This is a genomic window from Bradyrhizobium sp. AUGA SZCCT0160 (assembly GCF_018130105.1).
GTDB lineage: Bacteria > Pseudomonadota > Alphaproteobacteria > Rhizobiales > Xanthobacteraceae > Bradyrhizobium.
On record NZ_JAFCMD010000003.1, the window covers coordinates 353,543 to 367,716 of the forward strand.

At 62.6% G+C, this 14,174-nt stretch carries 13 protein-coding genes; 9 read left to right on the plus strand and 4 right to left on the minus strand.

Features of this window, described 5'->3' with window-relative positions; genetic code table 11:
* The first annotated feature begins 71 nt into the window (after positions 1 to 71).
* The 4 genes from JQ558_RS07800 to minE all read left to right on the plus strand — a co-directional run bounded on the left by JQ558_RS07800 (position 72) and on the right by minE (position 2,905).
* Positions 72 to 845 carry a thioesterase family protein gene (locus tag JQ558_RS07800; RefSeq protein ID WP_212293283.1) on the plus strand — a complete coding sequence of 258 codons (774 nt, stop codon included), beginning with the start codon at positions 72 to 74 and terminating at the stop codon, positions 843 to 845.
* Between the two features lie 221 nt (positions 846 to 1,066).
* On the plus strand, positions 1,067 to 1,774 hold the full coding sequence (gene minC, locus JQ558_RS07805; RefSeq protein ID WP_212209838.1) for a septum site-determining protein MinC: 708 nt from the start codon (positions 1,067 to 1,069) through the stop codon (positions 1,772 to 1,774).
* A gap of 19 nt (positions 1,775 to 1,793) precedes the next feature.
* Positions 1,794 to 2,609 (plus strand): septum site-determining protein MinD, encoded by an 816-nt coding sequence (gene minD / locus JQ558_RS07810; RefSeq protein ID WP_212209837.1) that lies wholly within the window; start codon positions 1,794 to 1,796, stop codon positions 2,607 to 2,609.
* Complete coding sequence (gene minE, locus JQ558_RS07815) at positions 2,606 to 2,905, plus strand: cell division topological specificity factor MinE (RefSeq protein WP_212209836.1); 300 nt, start codon at positions 2,606 to 2,608, stop codon at positions 2,903 to 2,905. Before minD ends, minE begins: the two co-directional genes overlap by 4 nt.
* A 395-nt stretch (positions 2,906 to 3,300) precedes the next feature.
* Here minE and JQ558_RS07820 read toward each other — a convergent pair whose 3' ends face one another.
* Positions 3,301 to 3,636 (minus strand): DUF1236 domain-containing protein, encoded by a 336-nt coding sequence (locus JQ558_RS07820; RefSeq protein WP_212209835.1) that lies wholly within the window; start codon positions 3,634 to 3,636, stop codon positions 3,301 to 3,303.
* Between the two features lie 1,485 nt (positions 3,637 to 5,121).
* Between JQ558_RS07820 and JQ558_RS07825 the strand changes: the two genes are divergently transcribed.
* The gene (locus JQ558_RS07825) at positions 5,122 to 6,615 is read left to right on the plus strand and encodes an ATPase domain-containing protein (protein WP_212209834.1); all 1,494 of its coding nucleotides are present in this window, start codon (positions 5,122 to 5,124) and stop codon (positions 6,613 to 6,615) included.
* Positions 6,612 to 8,666, plus strand: a complete 2,055-nt coding sequence (locus JQ558_RS07830) for a hybrid sensor histidine kinase/response regulator (RefSeq protein WP_212209833.1) — start codon at positions 6,612 to 6,614, stop codon at positions 8,664 to 8,666. Before JQ558_RS07825 ends, JQ558_RS07830 begins: the two co-directional genes overlap by 4 nt.
* A 9-nt stretch (positions 8,667 to 8,675) precedes the next feature.
* On the opposite strand, the gene JQ558_RS07835 is transcribed toward JQ558_RS07830, so the two are convergent.
* Together JQ558_RS07835 and JQ558_RS07840 are read right to left on the minus strand one after the other, a co-directional pair.
* Positions 8,676 to 10,238 (minus strand): AMP-binding protein, encoded by a 1,563-nt coding sequence (locus tag JQ558_RS07835; protein ID WP_212293284.1) that lies wholly within the window; start codon positions 10,236 to 10,238, stop codon positions 8,676 to 8,678.
* An 89-nt stretch (positions 10,239 to 10,327) separates the two neighbouring features.
* Entirely contained in the window at positions 10,328 to 10,972 is a 645-nt protein-coding gene (locus JQ558_RS07840; protein WP_212209831.1) for a TetR/AcrR family transcriptional regulator, read from the minus strand.
* Between the two features lie 126 nt (positions 10,973 to 11,098).
* Here JQ558_RS07840 and JQ558_RS07845 point away from each other — a divergent pair, with 126 nt between their 5' ends.
* On the plus strand, positions 11,099 to 12,091 hold the full coding sequence (locus JQ558_RS07845; RefSeq protein WP_212293285.1) for a nitronate monooxygenase family protein: 993 nt from the start codon (positions 11,099 to 11,101) through the stop codon (positions 12,089 to 12,091).
* Positions 12,092 to 12,230: 139 nt separating this feature from the next.
* Here the strand turns inward: JQ558_RS07845 and JQ558_RS07850 are convergent, their stop codons facing one another.
* The gene (locus JQ558_RS07850) at positions 12,231 to 12,884 is read right to left on the minus strand and encodes a hypothetical protein (protein WP_212293286.1); all 654 of its coding nucleotides are present in this window, start codon (positions 12,882 to 12,884) and stop codon (positions 12,231 to 12,233) included.
* Between the two features lie 120 nt (positions 12,885 to 13,004).
* On the opposite strand from JQ558_RS07850, the gene JQ558_RS07855 reads away from it, so the two are divergent.
* Together JQ558_RS07855 and JQ558_RS07860 are read left to right on the plus strand one after the other, a co-directional pair.
* A complete protein-coding gene (locus tag JQ558_RS07855) occupies positions 13,005 to 13,250 on the plus strand; it encodes a hypothetical protein (protein ID WP_192735271.1) in 246 nt (81 codons plus the stop codon).
* Between the two features lie 208 nt (positions 13,251 to 13,458).
* Positions 13,459 to 14,130, plus strand: coding sequence for a hypothetical protein (locus JQ558_RS07860; RefSeq protein ID WP_212209899.1), 672 nt, complete (start codon positions 13,459 to 13,461; stop codon positions 14,128 to 14,130).
* Positions 14,131 to 14,174: the final 44 nt, after the last annotated feature.

Genomic DNA, 14,174 nt, shown 5'->3' on the forward strand with positions numbered 1-14,174 from the left:
CAGGGCACTCGACTCCGCGAGGCAGAGCAGGCAGAAAGCTGTCTTCTCTCTCCAACCGAGATCCCTGATTGATGGACGCTATCTTTCGCGTGGACGGCAATAGCGTCCTCACCAGCCCTCACGCGGCGGGGCCGTGGGATCCGAGCATGCAGCACGGCTCGCCGCCGGCGGCATTGGTGGTCTGGGCGGCAGAAGCGTTGCCGACGCCGGTACCAATGCGGATCGCGCGGGTGACGGTCGATCTGATGCGCCCGGTGCCGGTCGCGCCGCTGACGATCGAGACCGAGGTTCTGCGCGAAGGCCGCAAGATCCAGCTCTGCGCGGTAAAACTTCGCGCCAACGGCGTCGTGGTGGTCGCCGCCACTATTTTGAAAATCAAGGTGCAGGCCAACGAGTTGCCGCCCGAGGCCGAGATCGAACAGGTCACGCTGCCCGGACCGGAACAGTCGCGGGTCGAGCCGGCGGATTTTTCTTCCAGCCCGTTCGTAACCGGCATGTCGCTGCGCGCCGCGCGCGGCCGGTTCGGCGTCCCCGGTCCAGGCGCGATCTGGTATCGCGTCGATCGCCCGATCGTCGAGGGGGCGGCGGTCTCTCAGGCAATGCGCGCGATGGTGGCTGCGGATTTTTGTAACGGCACTTCGGCGGTGCTGGATTTCCGGCAATGGACGTTTCTCAATGCCGACCTCACCGTGAATTTCGCGCGCCAGCCGGTCGGCGACTGGATGCTGCTCGACGCCGAATCCTGGATCGGCCCCGACGGAGCGGGCCTCGCGATGGCACGGCTGGCCGATGAACGCGGCTATTTCGGCCGCGCCGTCCAGAGCCTGGTGATCGAGCGGCGTTGACGCGAGGGCGATCGGGTGGTCCAGCCGTTCCGGCTCGGCACAAACCGATCAAATTGCCACCACTTTTGCTGACGGCCACTACTCACCTGTAACTTCGGGTAGCTCTCGTGTCGTTCTCCTGGCGCCACGCGGTCGCTGAATGAGTTGTCACAATTAATCACTCATTAACCAAATCAGTCCCATCTTTAATTATTCAGTAACCGGGAATGGGTGGATCCACCATGCAGGCAACAGCGGGGGCAACGCGACAATTGGTTCGCATGCGGGGCCGCTCGTATGTCGCCTTCGTATTCACACCGGAGATTCCGATTCTCGGCTGGCTCGAGGAGATCGATGCGACACTGGCGCGTTCGCCGGGGTTCTTCGTCGGTAAGCCTGTCGTGCTTGACCTGGCGGCGCTGGACCTCAGCCGCGCGGCCATCACCCACCTCGTCAATAATCTGGAAGAACGCAACATCCGCGTGCTGGGGATCGAGGGCGTGGATGCCGAAAAGCTTACCACCAGCATGCCGCCGCTTTTGACCGGCGGTCGTTCCTGCGTCATCACGCGAACCGAGCCTGCGGAAAAGCCCGAGGAAAAGGTCGAGGCCAAGCCGAAGCCGAACTCGCTGCTGCTCGACAGCCCGGTCCGCTCGGGCCAGTCGATCGTCTTCACCGATGGCGATGTCACCGTGCTGGGTTCGGTCGGCTCGGGGGCGGAAATCGTCGCCGGCGGATCGATCCATGTGTACGGCACGCTGCGCGGCCGGGCGATGGCCGGCGTCAACGGCAATTCGTCGGCCCGGATTTACTGCCAGAAGATCGAGGCGGAACTGCTCGCCATCGACGGTTACTACCAGACTGCTGAAGAAATCGACGCCTCGCTGCGCAACCGCCCGGCCCAGGCCTGGCTGCAAGGCGACACCATGAAAATTACACCGCTGAACTAATCGGCTACGGAGATCAATTATGGCAAATGTCCTGGTCGTTACATCAGGCAAGGGCGGCGTTGGAAAGACGACGTCCACGGCCGCGCTCGGTGCAGCACTTGCCCAGGCCGGCGAGAAGGTCGTCGTCATCGACTTCGACGTCGGCCTGCGCAACCTCGATCTGGTGATGGGCGCGGAACGGCGAGTGGTGTTCGACCTCATCAATGTGGTGCAGGGCGTCGCCAAGCTCCAGCAGGCGCTGATCCGCGACAAGCGCCTGGAGAATCTGTGGTTGCTGCCCGCCTCCCAGACCAGGGACAAGGACGCGCTGACCGACGAAGGCGTCGGCCGGGTCATTGAGGAGCTGCGGACCAAGTTCGACTGGATCCTGTGCGACAGTCCGGCAGGCATCGAACGCGGCGCGATGCTGGCGATGCGTTATGCGGACCAGGCCGTGATCGTCACCAACCCGGAAGTCTCCTCGGTGCGCGATTCCGACCGCATCATCGGGATGCTCGATTCGAAGACCGTCAAGGCGGAGCAGGGCGAGCGGGTGATCAAGCACATCCTGATCACAAGGTTCGATCCGGCGCGCGCGGCACGCGGCGAGATGCTGAGCATCGACGACATCCTCGAGATTCTTGCTACCCCGCTGCTCGGCATCATCCCCGAGAGCCAGGACGTGCTGCGCGCCTCGAATGTCGGCTCTCCCGTCACCCTGAACAATGTGGCCAGTGCGCCGGCCCGCGCCTATACCGACGCGGTCCGCCGCCTGATGGGCGAAACCGTCGACATGGTCGTACCGACCGAACGCAGGGGGCTGATGAACCGATTGCTCGGACGGAGGGCGGCATGAGCATGAATTTGCTTCGACTGTTCAGCGGCCGCAAGGCAACCGCCCCGGTGGCGCGGGAGCGGCTGCAGATCCTGCTGGCGCACGAGCGCGGCCTGCGCGGCCAACCTGACCTGCTGGCGACGCTGCGCGAAGAGATTCTCGCGGTGGTCTCAAAGCACATCCAGCTCGATCCCGACAAGGTCACGGTCAAGCTGGACCGGGGACCTGCGGTGTCGACGCTCGAGGTCGATATCGAAGTGCCGAATAATTTCGAGAAGACCAAGGCTCACGCTGAAAGGCGAGCAGGGGCGGCTTGATGCCGCCCTGGCAGCCGCGCCGTGGCGCGGCGGCGGGGTCGTCTGGTCGCCGCTCCGTGGTACCGCCGCGTGGTTCGTCCGCCTACGCCTACCGCAGCGGGCCTCGGTACCATCGCTGGCATCGCGGCCACCGTCACCACTGGTGAGAGGAACCGGTGGGGACAAGTGGCAACCCGGCCGTTAGTTCGCCGTGGAAAGTTGAGGAGGCAGTTATGCCAGTGCTTTTGTCATGGGCTGTTCCCGCTGTGATTGTCGTAGGTGGAGTTGGATATTATTTGGTTCGCGCAGTTCATTAGCGCTACCTGGATAAGAGAAAAGCCCGCGGCCGAACCGGCTGCGGGCTTTTTGCATGTAGTAATGATGCGGCTTGAATAGCCGCATCATTGAGCAAGTCGTCAATCGATCTCGTGGACGATCGTGCGGGTGCCCGGATCGACCAGCATCACGCGATCGTTAGAGTAAACGTACCGGTATTTGCTGACAGACGGTCCCCAATCCGCGGGCACGGCCTCCAGCTCCACGCTGGTCGGGATCTTGGCGCCGACGACGAGGCGTTCCTGCGTCGTGATGGGCCGAACCTTCTTCTCGGTTACGTAAGTCTTAATCTTGGTTCGATATTCCGGCTCGATCTGAACGGTAGCGTGGCCGGTGCCGGTTGTGACGGTCGTCTGAGCAATGGCAGCGGTGGCGAAAAGCGACGCGGCAGCGGCAATCGTCAAGAGCTTTTTCATCGGTGATCTCCAATCCGCTTGAGCGCGGACCTGCCTAACGTTGAGGCGAAAAGAACGTTCCACTTTTTCCCGACCTCGGTCGGTCACCCGAGATTTGCAGTTGGGACAGACGGAACGTGGAATCCTGGCTCCGGGGACATCCTGCACCGCGCTGTGACCCTCTAAGTTTCGGCGGCCGCAGTTGAGGCCCCTATTTCTGCGCACGATTTGTCGGGAACAAGTGGCAATCGCTCCGAGTTGGAGTCCTGTCTAATGGGATTTAGACATCGTGCCTTCACGGCCTCAGCGCACGCTTCCCCCTTAGTCGCTGGGGCCGTTTTTCCCGCTGCAGGGAGTTGGCATCATCTCGACAGCTAGCTATGACCCCTTTCAGATACAGAACTTGGACTATTGAAGATGGCGAGCGATTGAAGTCGCTGGTTGCTGGTGATGTTTCCGCCGCGCGCGCGGCTTCAATCTTTCGTTGTTCGCTCGACTCCATTCGCACGCGAGCCCGAAAGCTGGGCGCGCCGTTCCCTTCTGTAAGGGACGTCCGTAAACGTAACGCGAGCAGATTCACCGAAGCGGAAGCGGCCTTGTCAGCTCACAAGGCACAAGAAACGATTTTATCCAAGACGCCCCGTGGAGGCGGCCAGTAGCTCCAAAAGCACCGGCCCCAGCGCCTTTCGTCTCGTCCACGGCTTTTCACGGGCTAGTGCCGATAATACCTATACGGCCGCTCCCATACGAATGTCGAGCCGAAGCGGTATGGCAGCGGATCATAACCGATCAAGTATGCAGTTCTGATGCGATAGTGCCGATAGCGAACGCCCCGGGTAGAGAGGCGCGAGGTGCTGCACACGCACCGCTGACGCGAGCTGAAGTCGGACGCCGCACTTTCGTGCGGCTTCAGCGCACCGGCGGATGCTTGATCCGAAAGGATGCAGAGCACACTCAAGAGGACAATCGACAGCAGACGAATCATGGCAAAATACTTTCCAAAACACCGAGCCTAACGGCGCAAAGGAAAGCAAGTTCCCGGACCCGGTCAGGCTGTCACGTGAGGATGCCGCAGCCCGGCGGGCCGGCATTATTTGCCAGCCCTGCATTTGCCAGCCCTGCGGCACGTCCCACGGCGGGAACGAATCACCGCAGCCTCGCTTGAATCCCGGTTCTGTTGCGTGGAGTTGCTTTGATGCGGGCGTCCAATTGATGCGGCGGCCGCATTTCCGGGGACCGCGCCGGGCGCGAGCAAATCGTCAACATCCGGGCCGGAACGCTTGACGACACGACCTGGCTGACGCCGGTCGCGCAGATGTTCATGAAGAGCGCGCAGCCGTGGATCGCCCCCGCAGCAAACGCCGAATGCCACGAGATCGGCCCGGGTGATTTCGCCCCGCTGGGCGAGAAATGGCGCGCGATTGGCCGGGGTTCTTCCCGCAATAGTTCCATTGCGAGGGAACCGCATGATGCCCCAACGGTTTACATCCGGTTAGGGGGTGTTTTATGAACTCGTTGGGTTTGGCTGCGAAAGCGAGAACCGGCATTTGGGGGCTGGACGATATTCTCGCCGGCGGGTTTTCCCGCGGTCACCTTTTTCTCGTTGAAGGAGCGCCGGGTACCGGCAAGACGACGATCGCACTTCAGTTCCTGCGGGAGGGTGCAAAAAGCGGCGAGAAGACACTTTACATCACACTGTCCGAAACCGAACGCGAACTGCGCGATGGCGCCGCGTCGCATGGCTGGACGCTCGATCAGGGGATCGCGATCTACGAATTGCTGCCCCCCGAGAGTCTGCTCGATTCGGAGCAGCAACAAAGCCTGCTCTATTCGTCTGATCTTGAACTCGGCGAGACCACCAAGCAGATTTTTGAGGCGGTCGAGCGTCATAAGCCGAGCCGGGTCGTGCTCGACAGTCTTTCGGAAATCAGGCTGCTCGCGCAGAACTCGTTGCGCTACCGGCGGCAGATTCTCGCGATGAAGCACTACTTCGCCAAGTTCGGTGCCACCGTGATCATGCTCGACGATCTCACGGCCGAAGTGATGGACAAGACGGTGCACAGCGTCGCGCATGGTGTGCTGCGTCTGGAGGAACTGGCTCCCGCCTACGGCGCCGAACGGCGGCGCACCCGCGTGGTGAAATATCGCGGCACAAAATTCCGCGGCGGCTACCACGACATGACGATCACCACCGGCGGCGTGAACGTATTTCCACGCCTGGTCGCGTCGGAACATCGCACCAGCTTCACGCGCGGCAGGCTCACGAGCGGCATCACCGAACTGGATCAACTACTCGGCGGCGGCGTCGACCGGGGTTCGAGCACGCTGGTGCTCGGTCCCGCGGGGACCGGAAAGTCCCTGATCTCGATCGTGTTTATCGTTGCTGCCGTCGCGCGCGGGGAAAAGGCAGCCCTATTCGTTTTCGACGAAGAGATGGGGTTGCTGTACGAGCGCATGAAGGGGCTCGGCATCGACCTCGATGCCATGCAGCGGTCCGGCGGCCTGTTCATCGAGCAAGTCGACGCGGCTGAACTCTCGCCCGGCGAATTTGCGCATCGCGTTCGCAAAAGGGTCGACGAGGACCGGATCAAAACGGTCGTGATCGACAGCCTCAATGGCTATCAGGCCGCGATGCCGGAGGAGAACTCGCTGATCCTGCACATGCACGAGCTCTTGCAGTACCTCAACCGGCAGGGCGCCTCGACGTTCATGACGGTGGCGCAGCATGGTCTGGTCGGCGACATGAAGGCGCCGATTGATGTCACCTATCTTGCCGACACCGTGATCCTGCTGCGTTACTTCGAGGCACTCGGGCACGTGCGACGGGCGATCTCGATCATCAAGAAACGCACTGGTTCGCACGAAACGACCATTCGCGAGTATCGAATCGACAATCGCGGCCTCTCTCTCGGAGAGCCCCTTATCGACTTCCACGGAGTGTTGCGCGGAGTTCCGATTAATACGAATGCGGATAAGCCGTTGCGGGAAGAAGAGCCGTGAAGCCCGGCGCGTCGTCCGAGCGGGCTGTGATCCTGGCGCCCAAGGGGCGTGATGCCGCCGTCGCCTCGGTGCTGATTCGCGAAGCGGGTTTCTACGCCAATATCTGCGGCGATCTTGCAGCCCTCGTGCAGGAGATCGAAGGTGGCGCGGGCCTTGCCGTGATTGCCGATGAGGCGATCAAGACCGCGGATCTGCGCGGACTCGTGAGCTGGCTCAACGGCCAGCCGTCATGGTCGGACTTTCCAATCGTGCTGTTGACCCATCAGGGCGGCGGTCCGGAGCGGAATCCCGACGCGGCGCGGTTGGGTCAGGCACTCGGCAACGTCACCTTCATTGAGCGTCCTTTCCATCCGACGACGTTGGTCAGTATCGTCGGCTCGGCGGTCCGCGCCCGGCGCCGTCAATACCAGACCCGTGCGATTCTGGCCGATCTTACCGAGAGCGAAAACCTGCTGCAGACGGCGCTGAATGCCGGGCATCTCGGGGCGCTCGAACTGCATTTGCCGGAATACAAACTCGAAGCCTCGGAAACCTGCGCGCGCTTTTTCGGCCGCAAGCCGGGCGAGTCTTTCACCTTTCAGGATTTGTCGGCTGCGGTTCATCCCGACGACCGGGAGCGCCGTCTTGAAGCCATCGATCACGCGATCAAAACCGGTGGGGACTACCGCATCGAATATCGGATTATCTGGCGCGATGGTTCGCTGCACTGGGTGGACACCCGCGCCCGCGCGGTCCGTCGGCCGGACGGCAGCATCAAGTCGCTAGTCGGCGTCTGCTCGGACATCACTGCTCGAAAGACCGCCGAGATCGAACGCGAGAAGCTGATGGAGCAACTGGCGACGGAACGCACGGCGTTGGCCGAATTGACCGCAAACCTCGAACAGCGCGTCGAACAGCGCACCGCCGATCTGATGAAGGAAGTCGCCGCGCGTGAAAGGGCGCAGGAACAATTGCGCCAAGCGCAGAAGATGGAGACGATCGGACAGCTTACCGGCGGCGTGGCGCATGATTTCAACAATCTGCTGATGGCCGTGATGGGCAACCTCGATCTGTTGCGCAAGCGCATGCCCGACGATCCCCGGCTTCGCCGCCTGGTTGACGGCGCCATGCAAGGCGCGGAGCGGGGTGCCTCGTTGACGCAGCGCCTGTTGGCCTTCGCGCGTCAGCAGGATTTGCGCGCAGTCTCGGTCGATCTCCGTTCGCTGATTCAGGATATGACCAACCTGCTGGAGCGGTCGCTTGGCCCGCGCGTCGCGGTGCGATTGGACATCGAGGACGGCCTGCCTCCGGCGCGTATTGATCCCAACCAGCTTGAGCTTGCGATCCTCAATCTGGCAATCAACGCGCGTGACGCTATGCCCGACGGCGGTCCGATCGACATCAAGGTGGACGAGCAGAGCATCACCAGGGATGCCGTGTTGGCGCCGGGCCATTACCTCAGGCTGTCCGTCATCGATACCGGTACCGGCATGACATCAGAGACATTGGAGCGGGCGATCGAGCCATTCTTCTCGTCCAAGCCGCTCGGCAAGGGCACCGGCCTTGGCCTGTCGATGGTCCACGGCCTGGCGGTGCAGCTCGGTGGCACCTTGCGGCTTGCGAGCGCGGTCGGAAAAGGCACCACAGCGACGCTGCTGCTGCCGGTGGCTACCGCCGCACCGGAGGTCGAGGCTCCGGCGCCGGCGGCGCAAGGCACAAGACGTTCGGCCGTCATTCTGTTCGTCGACGACGATCCGCTGATTGCGATGTCGACCATGGAGATGCTGGAAGACCTCGGTCACCACGTGATTGGCGCCAATTCAGGCCTCCATGCGCTCGACATTCTCAGGAGCGAGCAGCCGATCGACCTGATGATGACCGATCACGTGATGCCCGGGATGACTGGTGTTGAACTTGCGGCTGCGACGCGCCAGGTGCGGCCCTCGCTGCCGATCCTGCTGGCAACGGGTTATGCCGAATTGCCTGAGGGCGCGCAGCTTGATCTGCCGCGGCTTGCAAAACCTTATCACCAGGATCAGCTGCGCGAACGGCTCGACCAACTGCTGGCGTGAGCCGGAAATTTACCCCACCATCCGGTCGCGGCCGGTCCAGAAGCCTGCCTTCAGCACCTTCTTGTCGACCTTGCCGACGCCGGTCATCGGTAACGCCGTGACGAATTTGATGTGCTTCGGCGCATGCGCCGAGCCTTTTTTCGTTTTGACGAGGTTGATCAGCTCATCCGCGTTCGGCTTCGCACCTTCGCGCGCCACCACGACCGCGGTGACGGCTTCGCCCCATTTGTCGTCGGGAACGCCGACCACGGCGACCATCGCGACATCGGCATGCTGCGACAAGACATCCTCGACCTCGCGCGGAAAAATGTTGAAGCCGCCGGAGACGATCATGTCCTTCTTGCGGTCGAGGATGAACATATAGCCGCGCTCGTCCTTGCGCGCGATATCGCCGGTATGCAGCCAGCCGTTCTTCAGGGTTTCGGCGGTCTGTTCCGGCTGCTTCCAGTATTCGGTCATCGCATGCGGCCCTCGCACGCAGATCTCGCCGGCTTCGCCGGTCGCGACTTCCTGGTCGTTGTCGTCGAGCACCTTGACCTCGCAGGCCGAGACCGGAAAACCGCAGGACAGGAACATTTCCGGCGTCTTCGGATCATGATCGGCCTTGCGCAGCACCGAGACCGGGTAGCACTCGGTCTGGCCGTAGAGCTGCGAGAACACCGGCCCGATCCGCTCGAGGCCTTCGACGAGGCGGCTCGGCGACATCGCGGAGGCACCGTAGAGCAAGAGCTCGAGCGAGGAGAGGTCGTGCTTGTCGAGCGCGGGGTGGTCCAGCAGCACGTAGATCATCGTCGGCACGAGCAGGGTAAAATTGATACGCTCGCGCGCGATGGTCCTGAAGACAGCTTCGGGATCGAAACCCTTCAGCATATGCACGGTGCCACCGCGCATCAGCGTCGGCAGCACTTTTGTCCCGGCGACGTGGCTGATCGGCGCCACCGCGAGATAGCTCGCGATATCCGGGATTTCGAAATCGGCCAGCGTAGCGTTGGCCCAGCCGCCATATTCGCGATGGGTGCGCAGCACGCCCTTGGATTTTCCGGTGGTGCCGCCGGTGTAGTTCAGAATCGCGATATCGTCCGGCGCAGCAAAATTGCGCGGGCTCGCGGTGCCGGCGGCATCGACCGCGGCCAGCAGATCAACCCCGCAAGCCGCCGGACCGAGCGTGAATACGGTTTTCACGCCTGTGGCCTTGGCCGCCAGCTCGCCGCCGCGATCGCGAAACGTATCGGCGTCGATCACCAGCATCTCGGCTTCGCAATCCTCGATCTGAAACAATTGGTCGTCGAGCGAGCCCAGCGGATGCAGCCAGGTGATCGCGAGCTGCGACAATTGCGCCGCGACGCCGGCGCACCAGCTGTCTGCGCGATTGGCGGTGAGGAACGCGACGCGCGCGCCGGGCTGAAGCCCGGTCTGCATGAATACTTTCTGGATGCGGCCGATCAGGTCGGTGGCGCCCTGGTAGGTGATCGATCCGCCCGGCCAGGAGAACGCGACCCGCGAGGGATAGCGCGCCAGCGCCCGCAGCGTCTGCGTGCATGCTGGTGGAAACGCATGAAGCGGATTGGCCATCTTAGAATTCCTCCCTGTTGATGACATGTTGGTCACTCCGCCGTTGACCGGCTCTCGGACGTGAACGGATCCGCGCTATGGCAATGCCATCACGCTTTCTTCTTTCGGCTGGCACGCGGGGCGAGGCCGTTGACCAGGGTGGCGACGCAGGCATCGGCGACCTCTTCGGGCGTACCTGACCCATCGGGGTCGTACCAACGTGCAATCCAGTTCAGCGCGCCCGTGAGCGTGAAGGTCATCATCCTGGCGTTGCCGTGTCCTATCGAACCGTCGGCCATACCGACTTCGACCACGCGGCGCACGATCAGGTCGATCTCGCGCTTCAGCGCCCGGAATTTTGCGCGGCCCTCGATAGAAAGTTCGTGGTCGGCTGTGCGCGTCACGCACATCCCGAAGTCCTTCGTCATGATGACCGCATAGTCACGCATCAGCGCCGTGAGGCGTTCGAGACCGCTGCCGCCGCGGGACTCCACGGTCTCGGCGGCCTGACGGATGCTCTCGAGGCCGAGCCGCACGCACTCGAACAGGATTTCGTCCTTGTTGGCGAAGTAATGGTAGATGGTGGGCTTGGTGACGTTGAGCGAGGTGGCGACGTCGTCCAGCGAGGTCGCGTGGAAGCCGCGCTCGTTGAAGAATTGCACGGCGGCGTGCAGCACCGCTTCCCGCTTCGCGCCGCGCTCCCTTTCCCGTTCCTCCGCCTTTCGCCAAGGCGACTGCCGCGCCGTCGAACCCATGAACGATCCGTTCTTCGGAGGAAACGACCTTGAACTTTCCGATGAGTAAGTCCTATACTTGTCAGTATACAGATGTCAAACGCTACGGCGAATCCGCGGCGTGGACCCGCAAACCAGACCGCCGAGATGGAAACGCATTTGAATTCTCCCGATCTTCTCGCGCGCTTTCAGGATCGCCTCAGCCTGCCGCTGATCGCGGCGCCGATGTTTCTGGTCTCCGGCGTCGAGCTTGTGGTCGCCGCCTGTCGCAACGGCGTGATCGGCTCGTTCCCGACGGTGAATTGCCGCAGCCACGAACAACTCGAAGAATGGCTCAGCGAGATCGAAGGCCGCTTGCAGCGTCATTCGGACGAGAGCGGCAAGCCCGCCGCGCCGATCTGCGCGAACCTGATCGTGCATCGCTCCAATGCGCGGCTGGCGCAGGACCTCGCGGTGCTGCTGCGGCACAAGCCCGAGATCGTCATCACGTCGGTCGGATCGCCGGCACAGGTCGCGGCGCCGTTGCATGATGTCGGCGCGCTGGTGTTTGCCGACGTCGCCAGCATCCGCCACGCCGAACGCGCGGTAGAAGCCGGCGCCGACGGGCTGGTGCTGCTCACGGCGGGTGCAGGCGGTCAGACCGGCTGGCTCAATCCGTTCGTGTTCGTGCGCGCGGTGCGGACCTTCTTCGATGGCCCGCTGGTGCTCGCGGGCGGCATCAGCGACGGACATGCCTTGCGTGCGGCGCAGGCGCTCGGCTGCGACCTCGCCTACATGGGCACCAGGTTCATCGCCACGCGCGAAAGCATGGCCGATATCAGGTACAAGGAGATGCTGGTCGCCAGCAGCGCCGACGACATTCTGCTGACCACAGCTTTCACGGGCTTGCAGACCAACATGCTGCGGCCGTCCATCGAAGCTGCCGGCCTCGATCCCGACGATCTGCCGGCGCGCGGCGCCATCGATATCGGCAAGGACATCGACATCGGCGCCCGTGAAAGTCGCCCCAAGCGCTGGAAAGACATCTGGAGCGCCGGCCATTCCACCTCGGGCGTGACGGAAGTGCTTGGCGTCGATGAGCTCGTTGCGCGGACGCTAGTCGAGTATCGCGCGGCGGCGGCGAAAATCCAGATCACCTAAGCCGTTCTAGTTCACGCTACCTCGTCATGGCCGGGCTTGTCCCGGCCATCCACGTCTTTGCTGCGAAAAGTAAGACGTGGATGCCCGGCACAAGGCCGGGCATGACGAGCAAGATGCCAAAGTCCGGATTGCTGCGCACCTAATTCGCTACAAAATACCAATTCTTGTCGTAGTGAACGAGCTGGCTCGGCGGCTTGTCGTCGAACTCGAAGAAGTCCTTGGGATCGCTGCCCGGCGGCACGTGCAGGAAGCCGGTGAAATAGTGTTTGAGGCCCCGCGAGGTCAGGAACAGCACGTAGGTGCCGTCCTTGGCCGTGTCGATGACGATGTCGTTTCCGCCGGCGGAAACCTTGGGCTCGGTTGTGCCCAGCGCGATCATGGATTTGTTGTAGGGGACGTTCGGCTTGAGCTCGCCGGCCTCGACGCGGGCCACGATCCGTTCGCGATCGACGCGGTGCCAGTAGAAATTCCGTTGCAGCGCGACTTTCTGTAACGGTGCGTAGACCAGCAGCGCCAGCGTCGCGGCGCACATCAGGAACGGGATCGCGAACTTCGTCCCGCCCCGTGGGATGCGAAGCAGCAGCGTTGCCGTCCATAGGCAGCAGCCGAAGAACAGCAGCGCCATCAGCGGCAGAATGCCGAGCAGCACAAAACCGGACGGCCAATCGGCCATCGACAATTCGAAGGTCGCCAGCAGCAGCGTGCCGATCGAAATGCCCGCGGCCGCCAGCAGCGCTGATCGGACCGACGGCCCGTCCGGGGCGGTCGTCGCTTCCTGAGTTGTTTCCGCCATGCTGGGTAGTTTCTCGTGCCGTTTCCGGATTAACGGGCCATTAACCAAATCCGCCCCAACAATAGAACCACAGGATAGCCGGCCGCACCGCCGGGCGATCCGCAAATAAGGGGGCGCAAGATGGATTTCGATCAGTTTTATGCCAAAACCCCGGCCACCATCGACGAGATCAGGTGGCGGGTGACCCGCGCGCTGGACCGGCATCCGCTCTGCCGCAACGTCGAATTCGACATCGTCAGCATGCCCCGCACCGGCAAAAGCAACTGGACCATCAGCCTGCGCTCGGTCGCCCCCGATGCACTCTGGGAGGCCTCCGATATCGTGGCCGACATCCAGGAAGCCTACGATCTGGCCGCGGCGGCCTGATTTTTTGCCGATTTAACGCGATTCTCGCACGTTTCAGCGGGCACTAACTCCTTGAGCGGCATGGTAAAGCCTTAATTACCGTCCAGTTTTCAGCCACCCTCGGTAGCGTTTCCGAGCGAAGTGGATACCGGTTCGCGTCAAGAAAACGCGTCAAAAATTATAAAGACTAGAGCCGACAGGCTCCAGGATCGGCGGAATGGAGACGTTTTTGACCAAAGCCATTACGATCGTTGCGTTGACCTGTTTCCTCGTAGTGGCCGCCGCCGCCACCGCAATTCTCGGCCGCGACACCCTGTTCGCCGCGCATTACGAACTGGCCGCCGCACCTGCCGCATTCCAAAGCCCGGTCTCGAACAAGGAAAGCAAGAAGGACAAGCTCGCCATCGCGACGATGGCGCTGGCCGCCTATGAGCCGCCGCAGGCTGCTCCCGTGCTGAGCGAGCCGCTGCGCCAGGCCTATGCCTCGACCGCGCCGGCCGATCTCGGAATTCCCAAAGTCGCCGCGCCCGCGATGGCGCCTGCTGCCGCACCGCCCAAGCCCAAGGCCGCCGCCAAGCCCGCTCCGCAAAAGAATTACGCGCTGCTCAGCGACGTCCAGATCGCCGGGATCAAGGAGCGCCTCAAGCTTTCTGCCTCGCAGGAATCCTATTGGCCGCCAGTGGAGACCGCGTTGAAGGCTGTCGCCCGCAAGATTCACGCAAAGCGTCAGGCCGATCCCAATGCGGCGGGCGGCATTCCGATCGATCCCGACGCTGAAGAAGTCCAGCAGTTGAAATCGGCTGCGATGCCGTTGCTGTTCCAGTTGCGCGAAGACCAGAAGAGCGAAGTGCGCTCGCTCGCCCGCATCATCGGGCTCGAAAAAGTAGCCTCCATGATCTGAGCGATTGCGGCGGCCGCAGCGCACGCCGCCGGTTCCATCGTTTC

What these genes read in the sequence shown, in the direction of transcription:
- JQ558_RS07825 (WP_212209834.1), top strand. Translation starts at nt 5,122, where the DNA reads ATGAACTCGTTGGGTTTGGCTGCGAAAGCGAGAACCGGCATTTGGGGG.
- JQ558_RS07800 (WP_212293283.1), top strand. Translation starts at nt 72, where the DNA reads ATGGACGCTATCTTTCGCGTGGACGGCAATAGCGTCCTCACCAGCCCT.
- minC (WP_212209838.1), top strand. Translation starts at nt 1,067, where the DNA reads ATGCAGGCAACAGCGGGGGCAACGCGACAATTGGTTCGCATGCGGGGC.
- JQ558_RS07835 (WP_212293284.1), bottom strand. Translation starts at nt 10,238, where the DNA reads ATGGCCAATCCGCTTCATGCGTTTCCACCAGCATGCACGCAGACGCTG.
- minD (WP_212209837.1), top strand. Translation starts at nt 1,794, where the DNA reads ATGGCAAATGTCCTGGTCGTTACATCAGGCAAGGGCGGCGTTGGAAAG.
- JQ558_RS07820 (WP_212209835.1), bottom strand. Translation starts at nt 3,636, where the DNA reads ATGAAAAAGCTCTTGACGATTGCCGCTGCCGCGTCGCTTTTCGCCACC.
- minE (WP_212209836.1), top strand. Translation starts at nt 2,606, where the DNA reads ATGAGCATGAATTTGCTTCGACTGTTCAGCGGCCGCAAGGCAACCGCC.
- JQ558_RS07850 (WP_212293286.1), bottom strand. Translation starts at nt 12,884, where the DNA reads ATGGCGGAAACAACTCAGGAAGCGACGACCGCCCCGGACGGGCCGTCG.
- JQ558_RS07840 (WP_212209831.1), bottom strand. Translation starts at nt 10,972, where the DNA reads ATGGGTTCGACGGCGCGGCAGTCGCCTTGGCGAAAGGCGGAGGAACGG.
- JQ558_RS07845 (WP_212293285.1), top strand. Translation starts at nt 11,099, where the DNA reads ATGGAAACGCATTTGAATTCTCCCGATCTTCTCGCGCGCTTTCAGGAT.
- JQ558_RS07855 (WP_192735271.1), top strand. Translation starts at nt 13,005, where the DNA reads ATGGATTTCGATCAGTTTTATGCCAAAACCCCGGCCACCATCGACGAG.